Source organism: Marinitoga arctica (assembly GCF_054657315.1).
This window is the reverse complement of record NZ_BAAHYY010000012.1, coordinates 1-24,043: the sequence shown is the minus strand read 5'-3', so window position 1 is coordinate 24,043 and position 24,043 is coordinate 1. Positions and strand designations below refer to the sequence as shown.

General features: G+C 26.4%; 29 protein-coding genes and 1 pseudogene. 24 read left to right on the top strand and 6 right to left on the bottom strand.

From position 1 onward, the window contains the following. The 16 genes from amrA (at window position 1) to ACYQ44_RS04710 (ending at window position 12,594) form a co-directional block, all read left to right on the top strand. Entirely contained in the window at window positions 1–522 is a 522-nt protein-coding gene (gene amrA / locus ACYQ44_RS04785; RefSeq protein WP_459995612.1) for an AmmeMemoRadiSam system protein A, read from the top strand. A gap of 13 nt (window positions 523–535) precedes the next feature. Continuing rightward, window positions 536–1,516 (top strand): AmmeMemoRadiSam system radical SAM enzyme, encoded by a 981-nt coding sequence (gene amrS, locus ACYQ44_RS04780; RefSeq protein ID WP_459995611.1) that lies wholly within the window; start codon window positions 536–538, stop codon window positions 1,514–1,516. Continuing rightward, window positions 1,486–2,526 carry an FAD:protein FMN transferase gene (locus ACYQ44_RS04775; protein WP_459995609.1) on the top strand — a complete coding sequence of 347 codons (1,041 nt, stop codon included), beginning with the start codon at window positions 1,486–1,488 and terminating at the stop codon, window positions 2,524–2,526. Before amrS ends, ACYQ44_RS04775 begins: the two co-directional genes overlap by 31 nt. A 5-nt stretch (window positions 2,527–2,531) precedes the next feature. Beyond that, window positions 2,532–2,903, top strand: coding sequence for a NusG domain II-containing protein (locus tag ACYQ44_RS04770; RefSeq protein ID WP_459995608.1), 372 nt, complete (start codon window positions 2,532–2,534; stop codon window positions 2,901–2,903). Then, window positions 2,897–3,394 (top strand): Gx transporter family protein, encoded by a 498-nt coding sequence (locus tag ACYQ44_RS04765; RefSeq protein WP_459995606.1) that lies wholly within the window; start codon window positions 2,897–2,899, stop codon window positions 3,392–3,394. Before ACYQ44_RS04770 ends, ACYQ44_RS04765 begins: the two co-directional genes overlap by 7 nt. Continuing rightward, window positions 3,391–3,951, top strand: coding sequence for a Maf family protein (locus ACYQ44_RS04760; protein WP_459995604.1), 561 nt, complete (start codon window positions 3,391–3,393; stop codon window positions 3,949–3,951). Before ACYQ44_RS04765 ends, ACYQ44_RS04760 begins: the two co-directional genes overlap by 4 nt. Continuing rightward, window positions 3,944–4,609 (top strand): RadC family protein, encoded by a 666-nt coding sequence (radC, locus tag ACYQ44_RS04755; protein ID WP_459995603.1) that lies wholly within the window; start codon window positions 3,944–3,946, stop codon window positions 4,607–4,609. The genes ACYQ44_RS04760 and radC overlap by 8 nt, the downstream gene beginning before the upstream one ends. Continuing rightward, window positions 4,602–5,819 carry a hypothetical protein gene (locus ACYQ44_RS04750; protein WP_459995602.1) on the top strand — a complete coding sequence of 406 codons (1,218 nt, stop codon included), beginning with the start codon at window positions 4,602–4,604 and terminating at the stop codon, window positions 5,817–5,819. The genes radC and ACYQ44_RS04750 overlap by 8 nt, the downstream gene beginning before the upstream one ends. Next, window positions 5,816–6,358 (top strand): HD domain-containing protein, encoded by a 543-nt coding sequence (locus ACYQ44_RS04745; protein ID WP_459995600.1) that lies wholly within the window; start codon window positions 5,816–5,818, stop codon window positions 6,356–6,358. The genes ACYQ44_RS04750 and ACYQ44_RS04745 overlap by 4 nt, the downstream gene beginning before the upstream one ends. A 42-nt stretch (window positions 6,359–6,400) precedes the next feature. After that, window positions 6,401–7,150, top strand: coding sequence for a deoxyribose-phosphate aldolase (gene deoC / locus ACYQ44_RS04740; protein WP_459995599.1), 750 nt, complete (start codon window positions 6,401–6,403; stop codon window positions 7,148–7,150). 136 nt (window positions 7,151–7,286) lie between these two features. After that, window positions 7,287–7,856, top strand: coding sequence for an acetate uptake transporter (locus ACYQ44_RS04735; RefSeq protein WP_459995597.1), 570 nt, complete (start codon window positions 7,287–7,289; stop codon window positions 7,854–7,856). Window positions 7,857–7,948: 92 nt separating this feature from the next. Continuing rightward, window positions 7,949–9,328, top strand: a complete 1,380-nt coding sequence (locus ACYQ44_RS04730; protein ID WP_459995596.1) for an RtcB family protein — start codon at window positions 7,949–7,951, stop codon at window positions 9,326–9,328. 96 nt (window positions 9,329–9,424) lie between these two features. Further along, complete coding sequence (locus ACYQ44_RS04725) at window positions 9,425–10,312, top strand: damage-control phosphatase ARMT1 family protein (RefSeq protein ID WP_459995595.1); 888 nt, start codon at window positions 9,425–9,427, stop codon at window positions 10,310–10,312. 37 nt (window positions 10,313–10,349) lie between these two features. Then, entirely contained in the window at window positions 10,350–11,903 is a 1,554-nt protein-coding gene (locus tag ACYQ44_RS04720; RefSeq protein ID WP_459995594.1) for a 5'-nucleotidase C-terminal domain-containing protein, read from the top strand. Window positions 11,904–12,051: 148 nt separating this feature from the next. Then, entirely contained in the window at window positions 12,052–12,249 is a 198-nt protein-coding gene (locus tag ACYQ44_RS04715; protein ID WP_459995593.1) for a cold shock domain-containing protein, read from the top strand. A 147-nt stretch (window positions 12,250–12,396) separates the two neighbouring features. Continuing rightward, window positions 12,397–12,594: a cold-shock protein gene (locus ACYQ44_RS04710; RefSeq protein WP_459995658.1), complete on the top strand. Its 198-nt coding sequence runs from the start codon at window positions 12,397–12,399 to the stop codon at window positions 12,592–12,594. 37 nt (window positions 12,595–12,631) lie between these two features. Here ACYQ44_RS04710 and ACYQ44_RS04705 read toward each other — a convergent pair whose 3' ends face one another. The 6 genes and pseudogenes from ACYQ44_RS04705 to ACYQ44_RS04680 form a co-directional block, all read right to left on the bottom strand. Next, the gene (locus ACYQ44_RS04705; RefSeq protein WP_459995592.1) at window positions 12,632–13,699 is read right to left on the bottom strand and encodes an alanine/ornithine racemase family PLP-dependent enzyme; all 1,068 of its coding nucleotides are present in this window, start codon (window positions 13,697–13,699) and stop codon (window positions 12,632–12,634) included. Continuing rightward, window positions 13,700–14,644 (bottom strand): cation diffusion facilitator family transporter, encoded by a 945-nt coding sequence (locus ACYQ44_RS04700; protein WP_459995591.1) that lies wholly within the window; start codon window positions 14,642–14,644, stop codon window positions 13,700–13,702. Window positions 14,645–14,648: 4 nt separating this feature from the next. Beyond that, window positions 14,649–15,473: a PHP domain-containing protein gene (locus tag ACYQ44_RS04695; RefSeq protein ID WP_459995589.1), complete on the bottom strand. Its 825-nt coding sequence runs from the start codon at window positions 15,471–15,473 to the stop codon at window positions 14,649–14,651. Window positions 15,474–15,519: 46 nt separating this feature from the next. Continuing rightward, window positions 15,520–15,729 (bottom strand): hypothetical protein, encoded by a 210-nt coding sequence (locus ACYQ44_RS04690; protein WP_459995588.1) that lies wholly within the window; start codon window positions 15,727–15,729, stop codon window positions 15,520–15,522. Window positions 15,730–15,830: 101 nt separating this feature from the next. After that, on the bottom strand, window positions 15,831–15,974 hold the full coding sequence (locus tag ACYQ44_RS04685; protein ID WP_459995587.1) for a hypothetical protein: 144 nt from the start codon (window positions 15,972–15,974) through the stop codon (window positions 15,831–15,833). Window positions 15,975–16,103: 129 nt separating this feature from the next. Further along, a pseudogene (locus ACYQ44_RS04680) lies at window positions 16,104–16,262 on the bottom strand (AAA family ATPase); the annotation flags it as partial. A 188-nt stretch (window positions 16,263–16,450) separates the two neighbouring features. On the opposite strand from ACYQ44_RS04680, the gene ACYQ44_RS04675 reads away from it, so the two are divergent. The 8 genes from ACYQ44_RS04675 to ACYQ44_RS04640 form a co-directional block, all read left to right on the top strand. Next, complete coding sequence (locus ACYQ44_RS04675; protein ID WP_459995585.1) at window positions 16,451–17,572, top strand: type II secretion system F family protein; 1,122 nt, start codon at window positions 16,451–16,453, stop codon at window positions 17,570–17,572. Continuing rightward, window positions 17,569–17,961 carry a hypothetical protein gene (locus tag ACYQ44_RS04670; RefSeq protein ID WP_459995584.1) on the top strand — a complete coding sequence of 131 codons (393 nt, stop codon included), beginning with the start codon at window positions 17,569–17,571 and terminating at the stop codon, window positions 17,959–17,961. The genes ACYQ44_RS04675 and ACYQ44_RS04670 overlap by 4 nt, the downstream gene beginning before the upstream one ends. Beyond that, on the top strand, window positions 17,955–18,461 hold the full coding sequence (locus ACYQ44_RS04665) for a hypothetical protein (RefSeq protein WP_459995583.1): 507 nt from the start codon (window positions 17,955–17,957) through the stop codon (window positions 18,459–18,461). Before ACYQ44_RS04670 ends, ACYQ44_RS04665 begins: the two co-directional genes overlap by 7 nt. Continuing rightward, entirely contained in the window at window positions 18,445–18,858 is a 414-nt protein-coding gene (locus ACYQ44_RS04660) for a hypothetical protein (protein WP_459995582.1), read from the top strand. The genes ACYQ44_RS04665 and ACYQ44_RS04660 overlap by 17 nt, the downstream gene beginning before the upstream one ends. After that, window positions 18,855–19,436: a hypothetical protein gene (locus tag ACYQ44_RS04655; RefSeq protein WP_459995581.1), complete on the top strand. Its 582-nt coding sequence runs from the start codon at window positions 18,855–18,857 to the stop codon at window positions 19,434–19,436. The genes ACYQ44_RS04660 and ACYQ44_RS04655 overlap by 4 nt, the downstream gene beginning before the upstream one ends. Then, window positions 19,433–21,919: a hypothetical protein gene (locus ACYQ44_RS04650; protein ID WP_459995579.1), complete on the top strand. Its 2,487-nt coding sequence runs from the start codon at window positions 19,433–19,435 to the stop codon at window positions 21,917–21,919. Before ACYQ44_RS04655 ends, ACYQ44_RS04650 begins: the two co-directional genes overlap by 4 nt. A gap of 1 nt (window position 21,920) precedes the next feature. Beyond that, window positions 21,921–22,727: an AmmeMemoRadiSam system protein B gene (amrB, locus tag ACYQ44_RS04645; protein ID WP_459995578.1), complete on the top strand. Its 807-nt coding sequence runs from the start codon at window positions 21,921–21,923 to the stop codon at window positions 22,725–22,727. Between the two features lie 53 nt (window positions 22,728–22,780). After that, a partial coding sequence (locus ACYQ44_RS04640) for an AAA-like domain-containing protein (protein WP_459995577.1) occupies window positions 22,781–24,043 on the top strand: 1,263 nt, incomplete at its 3' end.

Sequence of the window (24,043 nt, the reverse complement as noted above, 5' to 3'; positions counted from 1 at the left end):
ATGGAAGGGAATCATCCTTATGTTTTATGGGCAATAGAATGTATAGAAAATTATATAAAGCATGGTCGTAAAATAGAAATAAGAGATGATTTACCAGAGGAATTATTAACCAGAAGGGCGGCATGTTTTGTAACCCTTCATAAGCTTAATGGGGATTTGAGAGGTTGTATTGGTACAATTGAACCGGTATATGAAAATTTAGCTATTGAGATTAGAGAAAATGGCATAGCTTCCGCTACAAGAGATTATCGATTTTCACCAGTTTCAATTAACGAATTAGATGAAATTCAGGTGAGTGTAGATGTTTTAAGTGAACCTGAATATGTTGAATCAATAGATGAACTCGATCCGAATATATATGGAGTTATTGTTGTTAGTGGATGGAAAAAAGGAGTGCTTTTACCAGCATTAGAAGGTGTTGAAACAGTTGAAGAACAATTGAGAATAGCAAAATTAAAAGCGGGTATCTATTCATCAGAACCATATGAAATTTATAGGTTCACTGTAGAAAGATATTTTTAAGGTGATTAAGACCATGTTTTATGAAAAATTAAATAACAAAAAAGTAAAGTGTCAATTATGTCCTCATAATTGTATATTACAAAATAATGTTATAGGATTTTGTAGAGCCAGAAAAAACGTTAATGGAAAATTATACTCTTTGAATTATGGAGAGATTACAGCAATAAATATAGATCCAATTGAAAAAAAGCCATTATTCCACTTTCATCCCGGAGAAGAAGTAGTATCTTTGGGAACATGGGGATGTAATTTTAGGTGCTTATTTTGTCAAAATTTTGAAATATCTCAGGAACGTCCATATAGTATATATAAATTAAAACCCGATGAAATAGTTAATTTTGTAAACAAAAAAAATTCTAAAATAGTTGCTTTTACGTATTCAGAACCTATAGTATGGTATGAATATGTATATGAAACAGCAAAGCTTTTAAAAGAGAATAACATAAAGACAGTACTTGTTACTAACGGATATATAAATAAAAAACCGCTATTAAAGCTTATTCCTTATATAGATGCCATGAACATAGATTTAAAAGGATTTAACGATGAATTTTATAAAAAGGTAATTGCAGGTCAAAAAGAACCTGTAATGGAAAGTATTAAATTAGCTTATGAAAATAAAGTTCATATTGAAATAACAACACTGGTAGTTACTAATGGTAATGACAAAATAGAAGAATTAGAAAAAATGTTTAATTGGATTGGAAATATTTCAAAAGAAATTCCCTTACATTTGAGCAGATATTATCCAGTTTATAAATACAATGAACCGCCAACAGATATAGAAAAATTAAAAAAATTATATTCATTAGCAAAAAATTATCTAAATTATGTTTATCTTGGAAATGTTTGGGATGAAAAATATGAATCCACATATTGTCCAAGTTGTGGTGAATTATTAATAAAAAGAACAGGATATAATATAAAAATCAATAATATAGATGAAAAAGGAAGGTGCAAAAGTTGCTTAAAAAAGATTCCAATAATATTCTAAAAAACAAAGGTATACTATATCTTGCTATACTTATTATAGCCATATCATTGACCCTATTTTTAATATTTCATAAACCATTAGCAAAATATTTTCAGAAAAAAGATTTTGCAATGGGAACATGGGTAAATGTAGTAGTATCCAGTAAAAAAATAGATTCTGAAAAATTGGCAGATATAGCCTTTGATGAAATGAGACGAATAGAAAGAAAATTTAGTAAAAATATTGATACAAGTGTAGTATCTCAATTAAATAAGAAAAGAAGTATTATTGCAGATAAAGAAACATTATTTCTAATAAAAGCCGCTATTAATTATGCCGATTTAACAGGAAACGCTTTTGATCCAACTGTTGGAGCTGTTATTAAACTATGGGGTTTTGATGATATGAATAGTGAAAAAAGAATTCCTACACAAGAAGAAATAAACGATGTCTTATCAGGAATAAGCTATAAATTTATAAAAATTGAAGGAAGTAAAATTTCATTATTAAATGATAAAACGATGTTAGATTTAGGCGGAATTGCAAAAGGTTATGCAGTAGATATGGCAATTCAAAAAATAAAAGACCTAGATCCAAATGCAACAGGATATATTGATGCTGGTGGAGATATTGGTATTATTGGTCCGAAATTTGGAAGATTTGCATGGGCAATAGGTATAAGAGATCCAGATAAAGGTCCATATGATATAAAAGAAGTTGTTTATTTAAAAGAAGGATCAATAGTAACTTCAGGAAATTATGAAAGATTTTTTGAAAAAGATGGAGTTAGATATCATCATTTAATAGATCCAAAAACAGGATATCCAGTAAATTATTATAAAAGCGTAACTATAATAGCAGATAAAGCAATGAAAGCAGATGCGATGGCAACAGCAATTTTTATTCTTGGAGATAAATTAATAGGATTAGACTCTATGACGAGATATGGAATACAAATATATGGAATTACAAATGATAACAAAATCCTAAAAACAACAGGATTTGATTATTATTTAAAAGAAGAGAGATGAAACAAATGAAAAAAAATAAGCTAGATATGATTTTTGTTTTAATAATTGTTGTAACAGTTTCACTAATAATGATAATACAGAATTCATTAAAAAGTGATTTAAAAGGAGCAGATGTTTTTTGGGAAGGAAAAGAAATTTTAAAAATAACCAAACCCGGGACATATGCCATTTATGGTGGTGATGAAGATTATAAACTAAAAGTTGTATTTAACGGAGAAAAAGTAAGAGTTATAGATGCAGATTGTCCGTTGAAAACATGTGAATACACAGGATGGGTTGATAATGCTTCTCAAGAAATTATATGTTTACCTAACAAGGTTGTTGTAAAACCAATAGGAAAAGAAAAAAATACAGGAGTTGACATAATTTCATGGTAAAAAATAATATTCCAAGATTAGCCATATTAACAGCATTATCTTCAGCAGTTTATTATTTAGAAACATTAGTACCTTTTCCAATACCCTTGCCAGGAGCAAGATGGGGGTTTTCAAATTTTGCAATTTTATATTCATTAAATTTTGATGGAATATTATTAAATGGATTGTATATAGCGATATTTAAAAGTATTCTTGGTTCTTTGCTTTCGGGTAAATTTTTAAGCCCTACTTTTTTTATGGGATTATTTGGGAGTGTGATTGCAACTATTTTTATGTATTTAGTTTTAAAAACAAAAAAATTTGGTATAATTGGAATAAGTGAGGTTGGAGCAATATTTAATAATTTAACACAGGTAACATTTGGATGGTTATTTATTGTTAAATCAATAGGTATTTTCTGGTATTTACCGCAAATGATTTTGTTTGGCACATTTTCTGCACTAGCAAATGCATTTGTAGTAAAATCAACATTTAGGAGTGTAAAAGAATGAAACTAATATTAGGTTCTGGATCCCCAAGAAGAAAGGAAATTCTATCAAAACTAGGAATAGATTTTGAAATTAGAATATCAAATACAAAAGAATATAGCACAACAGAAAATCCTATTGAGTATGTAAAAGAGTTAAGTTTGAAAAAATCAAAAGATATAGAAATTTTTAATAATGAATTATTAATAACAGCAGATACAGTTGTTGCCTTTAATAATGAGATTTTGGGTAAACCTGAAAACGAAGAAGACGCATACAAAATGCTGAAAAAATTATCAGGTGAAAAGCATTTAGTTATAACAGGAATAACATTTAGATCATTATCAGAAATTACAACAACTCATGATATAACCGAGGTATACTTTCATGAATTAACAGATAAAGTGATATATTATTATGTAAATAAATACAAACCTTTAGATAAGGCTGGGAGTTATGGTATTCAAGATTTTGGTGGATCATTTGTAGAAAAAATAAATGGTGATTATTATAATGTTATGGGATTACCTTTAAATAAAATATTTTGGTATTTATATGAAAAAGGAGTTGTCGATGTCTGATTTACCACGAGAAAAATTGTTAAAATATGGACCAAGAAATTTGACTATTGATGAATTATTAGCTATAATAATAAGAAAAGGGACTAAAGAAAAGAATGTCTTTGAAATTTCAAAAGAGATTTCAAAGGATTATTCTCTAAAAGACTTATTTTCTATGGATGTAAAACAACTTTGTAAATTAGAGGGAATTGGTGAAGTCACAGCTATAACCTTAAAAGCGGTTTTTGAATTGGGATTTAGATTTCATAAAGAGTCTTTAGAGAAAGAAAAATTAAAGTTAGATTCACCGGAAAAGGTGTATGACTTATTATATGATGAAATGGCATTTTCAGATAAAGAAATAGTTAAATGTATATCTCTAAATAGCAAGTTGAATCCCATATCAATAGATACAATAAGTATAGGAACAGCAAATCAATCAATATTACATCCACGAGATGTTTTTAAAACAGCTATAAAAAACAATGCTATATCAATATTAATTGTACATAATCATCCGTCTGGAGATAGTGAACCTAGCATGATTGATTTTGATATAACAAAAAAAATAGAAGAAAGTGGAAAGTTATTAGGAATAAAACTATCTGATCATATAATTATAGGTAAATCTGAATATTATAGTTTTAAAATCGGAAGAAAGGTGATTAGAAATGGATAATATGCCGGAAAACTTAAAAGCTTTGATGAAATTGAAGAAAAAATTTGAAAATGATTTAAAAAGAAAAGGAATAAACATTGAACAGAAAAAACAAAAAACTGTACAAAGAGCAAATATAGAAATAAAATATATTTCTGTACCAATAGATGATGTACAAACTATTATTGATTTAAATTATTATGATTATAAAAATACCAATCTCGAACTGGCAAGACATATGGAAAAGTTATTGTTAAATAAACCCAAAAGTTCATATATAAATCAAACGGCTGTTGTGCATATTCTTAAAGGCGAATATGAGGAAGTTAAAGACTTATTGGATAATCCATCATTTCCAGAAGATTATTTTAATTTAGGAATGGCAAAAATGTTATTAAGAGAAAAAGATGCTTATGAATTTGCTGAAAGAGCTGTAAAAAGATTTCCTAACAATAAATATACAAATCTTTTATTGGCGATGAATGCTGTATACAATGGGGAATATTATAAAGCATATAAAGCAACAGAAGAAGCTGCAAAAAGTTCTAACGATCCACTACTACATTTCGTAGTTTCATTATATGATAAAGATTATGTAAAAGCTAAAGAATATCTAAGTAAGGTTTTTTTGCAAGGAAAAGTTAAATATGTTGCTTCAATTTATCAAGGATATTTATATTACTTATCTCAAGAAGGAGATAAACTCTATCAAATGAGAAAAAATTTTGAAAATAATATTCCTTGTTCAAATTGTTTATTAAGATATGGAAATTTAAAAGCTATAAATGTACCTCCTGATTATTGTAAATATTGGAAAGTTTTAGAAGCATTTGAATATGAAACTTCTGGAAGGTTTGAAACAGAATTAAATCTTCCAGAACAAGCTATTATTAGTTTTCTTGGTTTTTACAATTATAACAATGAAGAAATGGCAAATAAAAGTTTTGAAAAATTTTCAGAAATGTTTGGGGAAATAAAAATTATATTCTTCCCAAATGACTCACATGTAAAAGGACTAAAAACATTTACAATGGAGCCTATAAAAAATGGAAAAGTTGCTAAATTGATGGGACCAGGTGTTTATCAAAAGATAAAGAATATTATTCAAAGGCTTGAATCAAAAGAAGGAGTAAGATATGATTTTTCATTTGATTTACCATTTTATGAGGGCATAAAAATGTTATTTGGATGGAGAACATGTCAAATGTATAGTGAGGGGGAAAACGAATGACAAGAGATGAAGCTATAAGATTATTAAAAGAGCAGGTAAAAAATGAAAATCTTGTTAATCATTGTTTAGCTGTTGGAGCTATAATGAAGGGATTAGCAAAAGAATTGAAAGAAAATGAAGAAAGATGGGAAATCATAGGTATTTTACATGATTTAGATTATGAATATACTAAAAATAATCCAGAATTACATGCAAAAAAAACAGTAGAAATATTAGGAAATCAATTAACAGAAGAAGAGAAAAACGCTATTTTAGCCCATAATGAACATGCTCCGTTAAATACAAAATTGGATTACGCATTATATGCAGCAGATCCAATATCAGGATTAGTAACAGCTGCAGTTTTAGTGAGACCAGATAAAAAAATAGAAGGACTAAAAGTAAAATCATTAAAAAAGAAATTTAAAGATAAATCTTTTGCAGCAGGTGCAAATAGAGAAAATATAAAAAAGATAGAAGAAATAGGAATAGAACTAAATAGGTTCTTTGAAATTTCAATAGAATCAATGAAAGAAATTTCAGAAGAACTTGGATTATAAAAATTATATTATACATACTTGAATATCAGTGAGGTGGAGAAGATGGCATTAAAAGAACTAATAAAAAAAGAAATAGAGAGATATAACAAAGAATTCAAAATTGTAGAAAAAAATATAAAATTAGAACCTAGAGATGTTGCTAAATATATAGACCACACAATTTTAAAAGCAACAACAACACCAGAAGATATAAAAAGAATTTGTAAAGAAGCAAAGGATTATAACTTCTTTTCAGTATGTGTGAATCCAGCATATGTTCCATTAGCAAAAGAAGAATTAAAAGGATCGGAAGTTAAAGTAGCAACCGTTATCGGATTTCCTTTAGGTGCTAATCCAATAGATGTAAAAGCATATGAAACAGATATTGCATTAAATGATGGAGCAGATGAATTTGACATGGTTATTAATGTAGGTATGTTAAAAGCAGGAGAATATGATTATATATATGATGAAATAAAAGCAGTTGTAGAAGCCGCTCAAGAAAAAACAGTAAAGGTTATTATAGAAACTTGCTATTTAACAACAGAAGAAAAAATAGCTGCATGTGTAATATCAAAAGAAGCTGGAGCACACTTTGTAAAGACGTCAACAGGATTTGGAACAGGAGGAGCAACAGTTGAAGATGTAGCATTAATGAAATTTGTTGTAGGTGACGCATTAAAAGTAAAAGCTTCTGGAGGAGTTAGAAGCTTTGGAGATGCAGAAAAAATGATAAAAGTTGGCGCAGAAAGAATTGGTGCAAGTGCTGGAGTAAAAATTGTAATTGGAGAAAAATCTAACGCAGATTATTAATAAAAAACCTTAAGCTTTTTCGCTTAAGGTTTTTTTATTTAATATGCAATAAAAAACTTAAGAAAAATTTCATTATCAAGTAATCTCAATAATTTAAAATAGCAAAGAATTTATAAAAATTAGAGGAGGTTTTAATGTGGATAACAATGTAACAATATCAGAGAAGTTAGCTAATCCCGCACCATTAGGATTAATGGGCTTTGGAATGACAACAGTTTTATTAAATTTTCATAATGCAGGTATATTTGAATTAAATGTTATGATTATGGCTATGGGTATTTTTTATGGAGGATTAGCTCAGATTATTGCTGGTATTTTTGAAATGAAAAAAAATAATACATTTGGAGCAACAGCCTTCACTTCATATGGTTTATTCTGGTTAACATTAGTAGGAATTTGGACAATGCCAAAAATGGGTTTAGGTGAAGCAGCATCATCAACAGCAGTAGCATTTTACCTATTAATGTGGGGAATATTTACTTTATTTATGTTCTTTGGAACATTAAACGGAAACAAATCACTTCAAACTGTCTTTGGAACATTAACATTACTATTTTTCCTTTTAGCAATTGGAGACTTTACAGGAAACGCTTTGATAAAAACAATTGCAGGTTGGGAAGGTATTTTTTGTGGATCTTCTGCAATATATACAGCAATGGCTGAGGTGTTAAATGAAAAATTAGGTAGAACCATTTTACCATTATAATAAAAATTTAAATATTTATATAGAAGTGTTTTTAATATAAAAGGCCATTTGGCCTTTTTATTTTTGTGTTATAATTAATATGAGGTGGGGTTATGAAAATAGTAAGAGAAACTCCTAATATATGGAAAATTGAAAAATTTGGAAGTATGAATGTAGATGCAATAATTTTTACAGATTCAAAAACTATAAATAATCCCGATTATCAAGAAGCAATTCAACAGTTAATTAATGTAGCTTCTTTACCTGGGATAATTAAAGCCGCATATGCTATGCCGGATATACATTGGGGATATGGATTCCCTATAGGTGGTGTCGCCGCATTTGATAAAGAAGAAGGAATAATATCACCAGGTGGGGTTGGTTTTGATATAAATTGTGGCGTAAGAGTTATGACCACATCTTTGTCTTATTCTAAAATAAAAAAATATATAGATAAATTAATTACAGAAATATATAATACTATTCCAGTTGGAGTAGGTTCAAGAACAAATTTTAAACTTTCAGTTAAAGAAATGAAGAATATTATAGAAAAAGGTGCATATTGGGCAATCAATAGTAATTATGGGGTTTCAGAAGATTTGAATAATATTGAAGATAGAGGTAGAATTAAAAACACAGATTTTAATAGTATAAGTTCTGAGGCTATAAAAAGAGGATCAGATGAATTAGGCACACTTGGTTCTGGGAATCATTTTATAGAAATTCAAAAAGTAGATAAAATATACAACAAAAATATAGCAGAAGAATGGGGATTATTTGAAAATCAAATTGTATACTCAATACATTCAGGGTCAAGAGGATTAGGACATCAAGTTGCTACAGATTATATAAAGATATTTAGAGATAATTTAAAAGAATGGAATAAAAAAATACCAGATAAACAATTGATAAATGCCCCATTTAATAGTCAATATGGACAGGCTTATTTTTATGCAATGAACGGAGCAGCGAATTTTGCTTTTGCAAATAGGCAGATTATGGGACATAAAATAAGAGAAATATTTAAAAATTTATTTAATGATAATATAAAATTATTATATGACATAACACATAATATAGCGAAATTAGAAAAACATATTATTAATGGAAAAGAAAAAGAGTTGATAGTTCATAGAAAAGGTGCAACACGTGCATTTGAAAATCAACCTGTATTAATTCCTGGAGATATGGGAACAGCTTCTTATATTTTAATTGGAACAAAAAAATCTATGGAAATGGCTTTTGGGAGCTCAGCACATGGAGCAGGAAGAGTATTAGGAAGAAGACAAGCAAAAAGGAAATTAAGACTTCAAGATATTTTAAAAGAATTAAAGGATAAAAATGTTCAAATATTAGCAAAATCCAAAGGAACTATTGTTGAAGAAGCCCCCGAAACTTATAAAAATATTGATGAAGTTGTGGAAATCATAGAAAAGGTAAATATATCAAGAAAAGTAGCAAAAATAACCCCTATTGCTGTTGTAAAGGGTTAATATAAATTACAACATTTATTCAATAGAAATAATTAAAAACGTAAAATTTTATTTCTATAATTTAAATAAGAGAACTAAAAAGACGGGGGTAAAATAATGTTTGCAAAATATGAGTGTATTGTTTGTATAGCCGAACAGATAAAAAGTATAATTGACAAAAATTTTAAGAATTTAAACGAAAAGGAAAAATTTGATATTATGAGAAATGTTTCGCTTGAAATGATAAAATATTCAACATATGGAAAAAAGCCAATAGAAATGGCAAGAATTATATATGAAAAGTTAGGAGAATATAGTGGAACTACAGATTATTTTCAAAAAGAGAAGAAACAATCTAATGATATCTTTTTAGAAGTTTTTGATGAAATGTATTTATACTTGAAAAATTCAGGTGATGTTTTAAAAAATGCAGCAAAGCTTACAGCTTTGGGTAATGTTATAGACTATGGAGTAAAAAATTCTTTTGGTGAATTGGAATGGGAATTAGAAAATATTTTAAAGGTTAAAAATTTTATTTTAGATGATTTTAATTCTTTTGCAGAGTCATTGGAAACAGCCAAAATATTATTATATATTCATGATAATGCAGGTGAATTAGTCTTAGATAAATTATTTATAAAAATTATAAAGGAAATGTATCCTAATATACACATAATTTCAGCTGTAAGAAGCGCTCCAATAATTAATGATGCTACATTAGAAGATGCAGAATATATAAAGTTAAAGGAAGTTTCTGATGAAGTTATACCTTCAGGAAGCAAAATTCCAGGAACATTATTAAGTGATGTAAATCAAGAATTTATGATTGCATATAAACAGGCTGATATAATAATATCAAAAGGTCAAGGTAATTTTGAAGGATTAAGTGAAGAAAATGAGAATATATATTTTGTTTTAATGTCAAAATGTCCAGTGGTTTCAAGGGAATTAGGTGTAAATATAGGAGATTTAGTATTTTCAAGAAAAAACACATTTGTAAAATAATTAGTTTCATAATCTTATATTTCAAGGGGGTATGAAGATGAAAAAGTTGTTAGTTATGTTATTGGTAGTATTTACAGTTGCTCTTTTTGCAGCTCCAACACATCTTGTTATTTTCCATATGAATGATACTCATGGGCATGTATGGCCATATAGTGAGTATCATAATCCAGATATTGGTGGTTTTGCAAGAATAGCAACATTAGTAAATATGGAAAGAGAAGTTAATCCAAATGTATTGTTTTTACATGCTGGCGATGTTAACACAGGTGTTCCAGAATCAGATCAATTAGATGCCATCCCAGATTTTGTTGCATTGCATTATATGGGTGTAGATGCAATGGCATTAGGTAACCATGAATTTGATAATCCACTTGAAACAACATTTATGCAACAAAGATATGCTGGATTTCCATTCTTATCGGCAAACTTTGTTACAAAAGATGGAAGACAATTATTCAAACCTTACATCATTAAGAATGTTGGTGGAGTTAAAGTAGCTATTCTTGGTGTAACAACAGAGCAAACACAAATATTAGAACCTATTCATTTAAATGGTGGAAAATTCTTAAATGTTGAAGAAACAGTAAAGAAATACTTGCCAGAATTAAAAGAAAAAGCAGATATTGTTGTAGTTCTTGGTCATTTAGGTTATGATGGCGAATATCAACCTTTAGGTGTTGAATATACAACATCAGATCAATTGGCAAAAGATGTTAAAGGTATTGACGTTATAGTAGACGGACATTCACATACATTGATGCAAAAAGCTGCTTACATAAACAAAACAATAGTTGTTCAAGCAGGAGAATGGGGAAAATACTTAGGAAGATTAGACTTATGGGTAGAAAATGGTAAAATAGTAGATTATGAATGGGCACCAATCCCAATTAATATGAAAAAATATCTTGGTAAAGATGAAAATGGAAATTCAAAATATGAATATTTAACAGAACCAATTCCAGAAGATCCATTCATCAAGATGATTGCTGATTACTATTACTCAATGGGTTCTGAAGAATTAAATAAAGTTATTGGAGAAACAAAAGTATTATTAGACGGTGAAAGAGCACATGTTAGAAGTGGAGATACAAATCTTGGCCACTTAATTACTGATGCATTAATTTGGAAAACTGGTGCAGATGTTGCATTACAAAATGGTGGTGGAATTAGAGCATCAATTAACCCAGGTCCAATTACATATAGAGACATATTAACAGTATTACCATTTGGAAATACAACATATGTATTTGAAATGACAGGAGCAGATTTAATGAAAGTATTAGAATATGCTGCAAAAATACCAGCAGGAAAAGGTGCATGGTTACACGTTGGTGGTATGACATATAAAATTACAGCAGATAAAAAACCTGTAGACGTTATGGTTAATGGAAAACCTATTGATTTAAATGCAACATATAAAGTAGCTGCTAATAATTATATTGCTGGTGGCGGAGATGGATACTCAATGTTAAAAGGATTAAAAGGATACGACACAGGCTTTGTTTTAGCAGATGTAGTTAAAGAATATATCCAATACTTAGGAACAATAGAAAATTATGACAATAAAGAAAGAGTAGTTGTTGAAAAATAATAAATAATAAATAGTTTATCCCCATCCAAAAGGATGGGGATTTTTAAATTGTAATAATAAAAGTGTAGGTTCGTAATAATAAAAGTATATACTATAAGAGAAATCACACGTAGTTACAAGGGTAACACGGAGAAACATGGAGGAAAATATGAGAGGAAAAGTTAAATGGTTTGACGCAAAAAAAGGTTATGGATTTATTTCAGGTGACGATGGAAATGACGTATTTGTACATTTCACAGCTTTAGCAATGGACGGATTCAAAACATTAGAAGAAGGTCAAGATGTTGAATACGATATTCAAGAAAATGACAAAGGTTTACAAGCAGTTAATGTAACCACACTCTAATAAAACCAATCAAGCCCCTAAAAAGGGGCTTTTAATTTTGTTGTTGACTTTTATAAAAAAAAAGTATATAATTAAATTGTCCCAAAAGGGAAGAGAATCACATCCGTAGTTGCAATGGGTAACACGGTAGAAACATGGAGGAAGAGTATGAGAGGAAAAGTTAAATGGTTTGACGCAAAAAAAGGTTATGGATTCATTTCAGGTGAAGACGGAAACGACGTATTCGTACATTTCACAGCTATTGCTATGGACGGATTCAAAACATTAGAAGAAGGTCAAGAAGTAGAATACGAAATTCAAGAAAACGACAAAGGTTTACAAGCTGTTAATGTAAGAGCTATCTAACACAACCAATAAGCCCCGAAAAGGGGCTTTTTTTATATTATTTTTCTACTACTTTTTCAACATATTTACTTGTAATGGCTTTTAACAAACATCCATAACTCATTCTAAATTTAATAGTATCTCCAAGTTTATAGGTATTATCAGATTCCGTTAAATCAACAATAGTATGATCACTACTTGAATGTAAAACTTCTATTTTTTCGTCAAGAGGGATTAATCCATCAGGTGAAATATCCTGTTCTCCAATTGCAAGAATAGCTTTTAATCTCTTTCCTTTATCTTCAAAAACAGGTTTTCTTCCAAAAGCATCAAAACCAGTTTCGCCAACAGGAACAGAGGGTTTTTCCTTTAATTCAATAATTTGGGCTTCTAAAATAACTGTATCTTGCCTATTACCAGGAACATTCCTATTGTTAGTTACATCAGTTCCACAAATAATTGATTCCCCAAGTCTAAAATGATTTATACCATTAGGTAAATTACCGCTTTCAATTAAAGGCAATGCAGCAGAATTACCACCAGAAATAACATCCAATTTTCTATTTAGAATCTCTTCAATTTCATTGCGTATTTCCAATAATATATTCATATTTTCAACGCTTGGTAAAACTCCACCGAAACATCCAAGATTTGTCCCTATACCTTTTAAACAAATATTGCTGTATTTTTGAGAGCAGATAATTTCATCAACGGCATTTTCATACCATACACCTTCTCTTAAATCTCCAACATCTACCATATATATAATATTTTGAATTTTATTTTTTTCCTTAGCAATATCATTTAACCATTCTACAGTTTTTAATTCTGATACAAGAACAGTATCAACATGTTCTACAACCAATTCAAGTTCGGATTTCATAGGTATTCTTAATAACATAAACTCAGCATCAATGCCATTTTCTTTCATATAAATAATATTTTGAATTCTTGAGTCACCTAAAGATGTAATACCAGCATCAACCATAGCTTTAGCAACATCTAAATGTGCAGACACAACCTTAGTAACACCAGTGATCATAATGCCTTTGCTTTCACATAATTTTTTAAGATTACGAGCATTATATTTTATCCTTTCTGGATAAATATGTAAGACTGGAAACATTTAATTTTCCCCCTTTAAATCTTTTATATTCTCAGAATTAATACCAAAACATTCTTTTTCAGCATTACCATATGGTTCAATATGAATAACAATATCTCTAATATCAGAAATCTTATTCTTAATGTTATCTTCTAACTTTGCAGAAATATCATTAGCTTCTTTGACAGTCATATCTGGTGGAAGTTCAATATGCATATCCACAAAAATCTTGTAACCAAATTTTCTAGCTCTAATCTTATGAGGATTTTTTGCACACTTAAATTTTTTTGTTTCATTTATTACTATATTATATATTTCCTTTAGTTCGGGAGAACTTTCCATAAACTCATTAGAAGATTCCATAAATTGTTCAAAACCTGTTTTCAATATCATAAAAGATACAAAAATAGCTATAACAGAATCAAGCCACCATATACCCGTGAAATATAAAACAACGATACCAATTAAAACAGAAGAAGATGTTAAGATGTCATTTTTCATATTTAAAGCATCAGCAATAATGGCATTACTATTAATATTTTTTCCAACTGATAATCTGTATTTATACAAAATAAATTTAGCAATAACGGAAATAAAAGCTATTATAATAACATATAGTGCATTTTCAATGATAACCTTTTTATTTATTAATCGATTTATTGAATTAACTAAAACCTCAAAACCTGCATATATAATTATTAAAGACACAACCTTTGTAGCAATAGTTTCTGCTCTTTCATGTCCATATGGATGCTCTATGTCAGGCGGTTTATTAGAAATTTTCCCGGCAATTAAAGTCATAAAAGATGTTAAAATATCAGTAGCTGTATCAAGGCCATCTGCTAAAATAGCCATACTTTTAGTATAAAAACCGATTAATATTTTTAATATAGCCAATAATGCATTTGTAAATATTGAAATTAAAGAAGAACGTGTAGAAATTTTTTCTCTTTCAGAATAGTTCATTTCGTCACCCCATCAAAATTTTCATAGATTTTTCCAGTAATTCATCCTCTACATTCATTCCCATATCTATATCAGGTTTATTAGAACCATGAAAATCACTTCCAGCTGTTATGAATAAGTTGGTTTCAATTGCTAAATTTCGAAACATATTTATTTCAGAAGGAGTATGTTTTGGATAATAAACTTCTATTCCCCAAAGACCAAATCTTTTTAATTCTAAAATAATATCTTTTAATTTAGAATAAGATAATTTTAAATATTTAGGATGAGCTATAACAGGAAATCCTCCAGCATTTTTAATCAATCTTACAGCTTCTTTTGGCTCTATTTTTTCTTTTGGAATATGTGCAATTTTTCCATCACCAAGATATTTATCAAAAGCTTCATCTCTGTCTTTTACATATCCTTTTTTTAATAAAACTCGTGCAAAATGAGGCCTTCCTATAACATCTCCTTGAGACTCATTTATAACTTCTTCTAAAGTAATATCAAATCCTAAATTATTTAATCTTTCTATCATTAATTTATTTCTATTTTTTCTAAAATTTTGAACTTTTTTTAAAGCGGCATTTAGTTCTTCATTATTTAAATCTATATTATACCCTAAAATATCAAACATATTTTTAAATTTACAACTAATTTCTAATCCGGTAATATAATTTATTTTATATTTTTTTGCATATTCTATAGCGTTTTTTTGAGCATCAATATTATCATGATCAGTAATAGAATATAATTTCAAATTCTTATTCTTTGCTTTTAAAATTAATTCTTCAGGTGTATAGGTACCATCTGAAAATATCGAATGTGAATGTAAATCAACTATCATAACTACCTCCTCATAGTAATAAAGTAATGCGGGCAAAAAGCCCACATTATGCAAGAATATCTAATTTTTGTCCTTGATACATTTCACCAACAATTCTTACAAGTTTTTTTGTAAAACCATTTTGTTGATATACAATGGCATTTAATAGTTTTTCAAAATCCTGAGATGTTTGTTGAACAGTTTTTACACTTTTTGTACTTACATGTTGCGAATTAGGTACATATTGATATGATATACCTTGTACTTTACTAATCATAATCTCACCTTCTTAAATGAAGCTCCATCATAGTACATATCGTCTTAATTCTAATTATATTTAATTTCCATAGTTGAACAGTTTTTTCAATATGTTATACCTCAATTAAAGTTTTCAATGACATAGTCATCAATATTTCTCTTTTCAGAATTGATATTTATTCCTATTAAATATATTTTATTTGAATTATTAAGTGCAGAGAATACTCCTGTTTTCGTGAATTTTGTTATTTCTGTTAAAAACACAAATTCATCTACTACTTTTCCTTTTTTGGATAATTCTATTATTAAATCATCAAATGCATATTTATAGTGATCGTTTTTTATTTCTATACCATATTTTTTCCCTTCATCTTTTATTATTTTTAATAATTCTTCTTTTAATTCTTTTTCTCTCTTGAAAAGATAATATAAAGTTGATACTGTTAAACTCTTTCCAAATCTTCTTGGTAGGGATAGAAATGTTGGAACTCCTGATGATATTAAATCATATATGTATTTTGTTTTATCAACATATATATAATCTCCTGTTATTATTTTTTTTTAATCTTGTATTCCTATTGGTAGTTTTTTCATCAGCATTCCACCAAATTAACGATTCTTATATTATGAATCTCATAATAATTATATCATATAAATAAAAATATAACAGATCAATTAAATGTATAAAAAAATTAAAATTGTGATAAAATATAAATAAATTGTATATTAAAGGTGATATAATGAAATTTTTTTATTTTGAAGGTAAAGATTTTAATATATCAATAAAAGGTTATGTTGTAGGAAAAAATGAAGTAGAAGCATTAAAGAGTATAAACAACAGTATAGAAGTAGAGAAATTCGAATATGTAAAAAATATTAAATTTAAAAAGTTAAATATTAAAGAACACCTTCAATTAATAAAAATTTTAAAAACATTTATTTCCACAGGAATAGATTTTTATAGAGCAATAAAATATATTAGAAATAACAAAGACACATCACAAAGAATAAAAATAGCTTTAGATTATATAATTAATAATATAGAAACAGGAGTACCATACAAAGAGGCTATTAATATGAATATATACTTTGATTATGAATTTAGAAAATCTATGTCAAGGGTTTCAGATGAAAAAGAGTTATTAAAAGTATTAAATAGATTAGAGAAAGTATATGCCAATAGAGTAAAAAACCTAAGTGAAATCAAAAACTTATTAGCTTATCCTATTTTATTATTTTCAGCATTAATAAGCTTATTATTATTTCTACAATTTATAATTCTCCCAATATTCAAAGAAAGTTTCAATACAGATTTCAACTTTACATTATCATGGATATTAACGGGAATTATATTATCAACCTTTATTTTTGTAATAATATTATTAAAAAACAGAATGAATTTTGATGAATTATTATATAAAATTCCAATTATAAAAAAGATATACAAAAAATATGCACTATTAGAATTTATAGAAACAACATCAATATTTATTGAAAGTGGTGATACAACATATGAAGCTTTTGAAAAAAGCTCTGAAATAGTATCATCAAAAAAATTAAAAGAAGATATAATTAATATATTGAGCCAAATAGAAGAAGGAGAAAATATAGTAGACGCTTTAAAAAAAACAGATTTAAAAGAATTGGCTTTTAGCATTACATTATCAAAAGATATAAGCGATTTAAAACAACCATTAGAAATATTAGAGGCAGACCTTAATTTTGAGCTAAACCAGAAAATGCAAAGATTAAAAAAATTATTGGAACCAATATTAATAATGGTAATATCCATAATAATATTAGAGGTAGCATATGGTTTTTATGGAGGAATATTTAATACTATAAGTAATTTAGGGATATGAAAAAAGGATTTATACTCTTTGAATTAATGATAACATTATTAATAGAAAGCGTATTATTCATTAGTTTTATATATATAATAAAATTCTCTTTTTTTGATGAAATAAAAAAGAGAATAGATTTTATTGAAATGATGGACTACTTTCTTCAAATAAAATATCATTCTTTAAATTTTGATGATCAATATACAAAAATACTTATATCTAATCAAAGTTATTTTGATGGCATAATATATAAACAAATACCATATAAAACTCAAGATTATGCAAAAACCTTTAATTTCTACAATCTCATATTAAAAAGTCCTGGTAACACCTTAAAAATACATGATGCGAATTTAATTATTTTACCAATATCATCATCATTTAGATGGAGTGGAATAGAATGGTAATAAATTATTATTATAATCAAAAATTAATATTTAGATATAAAGAAAAGGGATTTAAAAATAAAAAAATAAATATTGTAGATCATTATGGAATAATAAAAGACTTTGAGGAAAAAAAAGAAATGAATAAATATATAATAAAGAATTCTAGAAATTATGATATCTCAACAAAAAAAGTAAAATATATAGCATTAAAAGATAAAGTATATTACCTATATATAGAAAATTATATAAAAAAGTTTAAAAATACGCTCTTTTTCGATTACACCATACCTTTAAATCTATTACTATGGAAATATATAGATAATGTTAGCTTTGAAGATGATTATATTACCTTTGTATCAAAAGATAATAATATAATATATCAAAAATCATCAAATGGTTATATATATGGAGTATATTTAAATGAAATTATGGGGAATGAGATAAACTTAAACGAATCATTATTAATTAAAATAATAAAAGAATTAAAAGGGGATTTAAAAAATGCTGTTTATGTTTAAATCAAACACAAGATCTTATTTAAACATAATTTCATGGATATTACTAGGCATATCAATATTCTTATTGCCTTTTTCATATATATTTGCCCAAAATAAAATATATAATCATAAAATAGAGATTGCAAAATCAAATGAAAGTATAATGGAAAATTATAATCAAAGATTAGAAAATACCAAAAAAGCAAATAAGAATTTATATGATTTTCTGGATTTTTTAGAACAAATAAACTCAAATGTGTATATAAATGAAATATATTATACACCTATATCATTAAACTCAACCATTACTATAGAAGTAATAAATGGCGTAAAAATAATATCCCCATATCAAATTAAAGAAATCAAAACTCTAGACTTATTATATAAACAGTATAAAATTCTGGAGATGAAAAAATGATATTTAGATATATTATTTCAATTATCTTAATAACTATTTCATTAATAGTGCTAAATTATAAAATAGAAAATAAAACAGATGATCTACTAGTTCCAAAATATATAATCTCAAATTTAGAAAGCGTATATACAAACAATAATATATCAATAGAGGAATTAAATAATATAATCTCAAAATTAAAGGCAGAAAAAGGAGTACTCATAGAGGAATTCAAATTAAAATCCAATTATGATTTTATCTCAAATAAAAATTATTCAATCTATATAAAAAGGGATATTCCAGAAAATACTAAAATAATATCCGATTATGAAAAATATAATTATAATATATTTAACTTTTTAGAGATAGATCTAAAAAAATATTGGGAAAAATCATTAGATGCACCAAAGCCAGATTTATTTGAGTTTTCTGGTGTAATAATAAAAAACAATAAAAAGAAAGCATATATATATTTTAAAGGTATTTTAAAAGAAATAATAGAAGGTTCAAATCTTGGAGATTACAAAGTATTAAAAATATTCAGCAACGGAGTGTTATTGTATAACAATTACGAAAAAAGATTTGAGGTGCTTAGATGAAGAAAATAATATTAACCATTTTTCTTATTAATTCAATTATACTTTTTTCATATCAAATAAAAATAGACTATATAGAAAATAAAAATATAATTAAAATAACAAATGCTTCAACATATGTCGAAATATATAAAAACAATCAAAAAACAGATTATAAAATAACATTTAAAGATATAAATTTTGAAAATAAAGAATATATTTTACCAAAAGGTCCAATAAAAAGAATAAATCAATATGATAATATATTAGAAATAAAAACAATTTTTCCAGCAGATATAGAAATAAAAAACAATTTAGAAATAATTGTATATGGTAAAAAACCACTAAATAATGACATTTTTCAATTTAAAAAGATAAAAATAAAAGATTTATTAGACCTAATATTAAAGGAGTTCAATTATAACGCATATTATCTTACACCAATTCCAGACAAAGAAATATCATTAACATTAAAAGATTTTTATCCCGAAGATTTGTTTAGAATAATCTTTGATTCAACAGGATTATATTATCATTACATAAGTACAAAAGATATTTATATATCTAAAAATCCATTATATAATTTAAATTACCCAATAATAAACTCATCTGAAATAAAAACTGAAGAAACATATGAACTAATTCAAACAAATATTCCAAATATTCAAAGTTTAGCAAATTTAATAAACCTTCAATATGTAAATTTGTATAATGAATTATACATATTAAAAGGACAAAAAGAAAAAATAGAATTAATAAAAAAAATTATTTCTAATATACCAAAAACAGATACTCCAGCAACTACAACAAGCATAGAAAATAAAATTTATAAAATTTTTGAATATAAATTACCCAAAAAAGATATAATAAAATCATTTAATATTCAATATTCAGAAATATCAAAAGAATTGCTATTGCTCGAAGGGTTTGAAAAAGATTTAGAAATTTTTGAACAATATTATAATCAAGCGTATCAAATATATAATAAAAAAGAAATAATAACAAATCCAAAACCAATAGAAACAAAAGAACCAACAATTACAATAATAAATACAAAATTACCAATAGAAAAACTTTCAAATATATTAAATTTGAATATAAACAAATTCAGCGAAGGAATATATATTGTAAAAGGAGAAAATATTGAAATATTAAACAACATCATTTCAAAAATACCTCAAGAATTTGAAAACAAAATTAATCAAAAAGATAACCCCAATAACAAAAAAAATAACGAAAAAATTAAAATAATAAGTTCTAACTTAGATTTGTTTCCTTTTAATAAAATTTTTAAAAATATTATAATTCAAAAGATAGAAAAAAATTATATAATAAAAGGACCAGAAAACGAAATAAATACAATAATAGAATTTAATGAAAAATATGGACAAACAAAACAAGCAACTGAAATAAAAAAATTAACAGAAACAAATGAATCTTCAAAAACTACTCAAACAGTTTCGCAAACACATACATATTTTTTTACTATAAAAAACGAAGAAGACGAATATTTAAAGTCAATTACGCAAAAACTGAATATAACATATGAAATACTATTTGAAAACGAAGAAGGAAAGATAATAAAAATAGAAAGTTCAGAAAATGAATATTTAAAATTAAAAGAATTAATATCCCTTAAAGAAAGCATAGTAAAAAAAGAAATAACAGAATATAAATCATTATACCAAATAATGGAAGAATATGCTGAAGCAAATAATTTTGCACTTCTAAACAATGAAAAACTTAAAAGCATAAATATATATAATCTGAAAAATATAAAAGAAAATATTGAAGAAATATTATTAAAAAATGGTTTTTATTTAGAAAAAGAAAAAAATGTTATAATAGTAAATGAGAAGATGCCAAAAATTATATCCATAGAAATAGCTATAGTTGATTCATCTATTCTAGAAGAAACTATACAAAAAATAGAATCAAAATTTTCATCAAAAGATATAATAGATTCTATTAATCAAGGCATAATAACTCCACAAATATATAAAGATATATTAGATACTGCATTTGAAATGGATAATAGAAACTCCAAATCAAACTCTAGATTGGTTTCTAAACCAAAAATAATATTAAAATCTGGAACAAAATCCATGTTTAAATCTGTGTATAGAGTTCCAGTAATTCAGGAAAATTCAATTAAATATATAGAAAGTGGTTTAAATTTAGAAATTGAAGCTAATTATATAGAAAATCAAAATTTAATAGATTTAGATATTAATTTAAAAGTAGGAGAACCGGAAAAATCTGCAGTTTCAAGTTATAATGCAGAAAATTCCAGAGAAATAAACACAAAAATGATATTAAAAAATGATTATGTTAGTATATTAGGCGGGTTAAAAATAATAAAAGAAGAAAATTTAAACTCTGGCATACCACTTTTAAAAGATTTACCTATCATAGGTTTTATATTTAAAAATACTGAATTAAGAAATAGAGAATATAATTTAAATCTATTTATATGGCCCAAATTAGTAAATTATGGGGGCGACTAAAATGATTAGATATCCCGTTGTAGCAGGAACATTTTATCCTGGGGATAATGATGAATTAACAGAAATAATGGAGGATTATTTTCCTGCATTACCTCATATAAAATCAGAATTTATTAAACCAACAGGATTAATATCACCACATGCAGGTTATATATTTTCCGGAAAAACAGCATCGTATGGTTATTTTGAAGTTTTCAAAAAAGGGGAAATATCAACTGTTGTAATAATTGGACCTAATCATACAGGTATAGGTCCAAATATTTCTGTATATCCAGAAGGTAAATGGCTTACACCTTTTGGTGAATTAGAAGTTGATGAAAAGGCTCAAAAATTACTCTCAAAATTGCATTTAAAAGGAGATTATTCAGCACATCAATATGAACACTCAATAGAAGTGCAATTGCCATTTTTGCAATATCTATATGGTAATACATTTAAGATAATACCTATTGTTCTTGGAGATCAAACATTACACACATCAAAAAAATTATCAGAAGCGTTAAAAGAAATTATCGATGAAGGTACATTAATAATAGCCTCAAGCGACTTAAATCATTATGAAAATCACGAAATAACAATGAAAAAAGGCGAAAAAATAATAAATTCATTAAGAAATAAAAATCCTGAAGAACTATACAATAACATAAAAAAACATCAAATAACAGCATGCGGATATGGATGTATAAATACGTTACTATACATGAATTTCAATAAAATAAGAATATTACATCATACAACTAGCGCAGAAGCCTTTGGTGATTATGATAGAACAGTAGGATATCTTTCTGCAATATTCGAAAGCTTTTAATTTTTCCTATTACCTGCATCTCTACCGGAGGTATGTTATTCGGGGGTGAAACGATGAAAAGATTCTGCACGTCAGGCCCAGTAGATAGAAAGACCTGTTATTACGTAGAAAGACCAGAAATAATGAAAGAAGCACTTGATCATATAGAAAACTGGAGATACTTCACAGTATCAGCACCAAGACAAACAGGAAAAACAACACTGTTAAATGATATAGTTGAAAAAACAAAAGATAAATATTTACCAATATTTATCTCCTTTGAAAGTATAGGAAGTATAAAAACAGAAAAAGAATTTATAGAATATTTAAATAAGAAAATCAAATTTTATTTAAAAGTATATTATAATAGCCATTATGAAAATAAAAAAATAAAAAAAATAAATGAATTAGATGAATATATAATAGATTTATATGAAAAACAAAAGAAAGAAATAATATTAATGATAGACGAATTTGAAAAATTAAATAATGATGAAATAATGAATGAGTTTTTACATGCAATAAGAGAAATATATCATATGAGAACTGGTTATAAATTAAGAAGTGTAATATTAATAAGCGTAGGATATCTAAGTGGAATATTAGAAGACAATGCAAGTCCATTTAACATAGCCGAACATTTAGAAGTACCCTACTTTACAAAAGAACAAGTATATGATTTGCTAAACCAACACGAAAAAGAAACAGGACAAATATTCGAAGAAAAAGTAAAAGAATTAATATGGCATAACGCAGCAGGACAACCTGGATTAACCAATGGACTAGCATATGACTTAGTAATGAAAAAAGCAAAAGGTGAGAATATTATAACAGAAAAACATTTTGAAAAAACATTATATGATTACATGAGAGTATATATAGATAAAAACATAGCAAATATAATAAACAAAGCAAATAAAGAAAAAGAATTAATGATGAAAATATTATTTGAACCAAATAATATAGAATTTAATATATATGATGAAAACATAAAATACTTATATTTAAACGGAGTAATAGACAATTGTGAAGGTATATGTTGTGTAAAAGTACCATTGTATTATAAAGCATTATATACAAGATTCAAACCACAAATCAATGGAGAAAAAACACAAATGAAACCATTTGATGAGAGTGTAAAAAAATATCTAAATAAAGATGGGACATTAGATTTAAATAAATTATTAAAGCGGTATATAGAATACATAAAAGAACGAGGAGCAAAAATGTTTAAAGGAAAGAATTATTACGAAGGAGTATATCAATACAATCTTGATCAATTTTTAAGTTTATATGTAGAAGCAGCAGAAGGAAAAGTATATCCAGAAACACAAGTA

Excerpts from the sequence above, each read along its gene's own strand:
- ACYQ44_RS04690 (WP_459995588.1), bottom strand. The coding sequence starts at position 15,729 with ATGATTAGTAAAGTACAAGGTATATCATATCAATATGTACCTAATTCG.
- ACYQ44_RS04765 (WP_459995606.1), top strand. The coding sequence starts at position 2,897 with ATGGTAAAAAATAATATTCCAAGATTAGCCATATTAACAGCATTATCT.
- ACYQ44_RS04725 (WP_459995595.1), top strand. The coding sequence starts at position 9,425 with ATGTTTGCAAAATATGAGTGTATTGTTTGTATAGCCGAACAGATAAAA.
- ACYQ44_RS04660 (WP_459995582.1), top strand. The coding sequence starts at position 18,445 with ATGCTGTTTATGTTTAAATCAAACACAAGATCTTATTTAAACATAATT.
- amrS (WP_459995611.1), top strand. The coding sequence starts at position 536 with ATGTTTTATGAAAAATTAAATAACAAAAAAGTAAAGTGTCAATTATGT.
- ACYQ44_RS04665 (WP_459995583.1), top strand. The coding sequence starts at position 17,955 with ATGGTAATAAATTATTATTATAATCAAAAATTAATATTTAGATATAAA.
- ACYQ44_RS04770 (WP_459995608.1), top strand. The coding sequence starts at position 2,532 with ATGAAAAAAAATAAGCTAGATATGATTTTTGTTTTAATAATTGTTGTA.
- ACYQ44_RS04650 (WP_459995579.1), top strand. The coding sequence starts at position 19,433 with ATGAAGAAAATAATATTAACCATTTTTCTTATTAATTCAATTATACTT.
- ACYQ44_RS04730 (WP_459995596.1), top strand. The coding sequence starts at position 7,949 with ATGAAAATAGTAAGAGAAACTCCTAATATATGGAAAATTGAAAAATTT.
- ACYQ44_RS04745 (WP_459995600.1), top strand. The coding sequence starts at position 5,816 with ATGACAAGAGATGAAGCTATAAGATTATTAAAAGAGCAGGTAAAAAAT.
- ACYQ44_RS04750 (WP_459995602.1), top strand. The coding sequence starts at position 4,602 with ATGGATAATATGCCGGAAAACTTAAAAGCTTTGATGAAATTGAAGAAA.
- ACYQ44_RS04715 (WP_459995593.1), top strand. The coding sequence starts at position 12,052 with ATGAGAGGAAAAGTTAAATGGTTTGACGCAAAAAAAGGTTATGGATTT.
- amrA (WP_459995612.1), top strand. The coding sequence starts at position 1 with ATGGAAGGGAATCATCCTTATGTTTTATGGGCAATAGAATGTATAGAA.
- radC (WP_459995603.1), top strand. The coding sequence starts at position 3,944 with ATGTCTGATTTACCACGAGAAAAATTGTTAAAATATGGACCAAGAAAT.
- ACYQ44_RS04670 (WP_459995584.1), top strand. The coding sequence starts at position 17,569 with ATGAAAAAAGGATTTATACTCTTTGAATTAATGATAACATTATTAATA.
- ACYQ44_RS04700 (WP_459995591.1), bottom strand. The coding sequence starts at position 14,644 with ATGAACTATTCTGAAAGAGAAAAAATTTCTACACGTTCTTCTTTAATT.
- ACYQ44_RS04720 (WP_459995594.1), top strand. The coding sequence starts at position 10,350 with ATGAAAAAGTTGTTAGTTATGTTATTGGTAGTATTTACAGTTGCTCTT.
- ACYQ44_RS04705 (WP_459995592.1), bottom strand. The coding sequence starts at position 13,699 with ATGTTTCCAGTCTTACATATTTATCCAGAAAGGATAAAATATAATGCT.
- ACYQ44_RS04760 (WP_459995604.1), top strand. The coding sequence starts at position 3,391 with ATGAAACTAATATTAGGTTCTGGATCCCCAAGAAGAAAGGAAATTCTA.
- ACYQ44_RS04675 (WP_459995585.1), top strand. The coding sequence starts at position 16,451 with ATGAAATTTTTTTATTTTGAAGGTAAAGATTTTAATATATCAATAAAA.
- amrB (WP_459995578.1), top strand. The coding sequence starts at position 21,921 with ATGATTAGATATCCCGTTGTAGCAGGAACATTTTATCCTGGGGATAAT.
- ACYQ44_RS04655 (WP_459995581.1), top strand. The coding sequence starts at position 18,855 with ATGATATTTAGATATATTATTTCAATTATCTTAATAACTATTTCATTA.
- ACYQ44_RS04710 (WP_459995658.1), top strand. The coding sequence starts at position 12,397 with ATGAGAGGAAAAGTTAAATGGTTTGACGCAAAAAAAGGTTATGGATTC.
- deoC (WP_459995599.1), top strand. The coding sequence starts at position 6,401 with ATGGCATTAAAAGAACTAATAAAAAAAGAAATAGAGAGATATAACAAA.
- ACYQ44_RS04695 (WP_459995589.1), bottom strand. The coding sequence starts at position 15,473 with ATGATAGTTGATTTACATTCACATTCGATATTTTCAGATGGTACCTAT.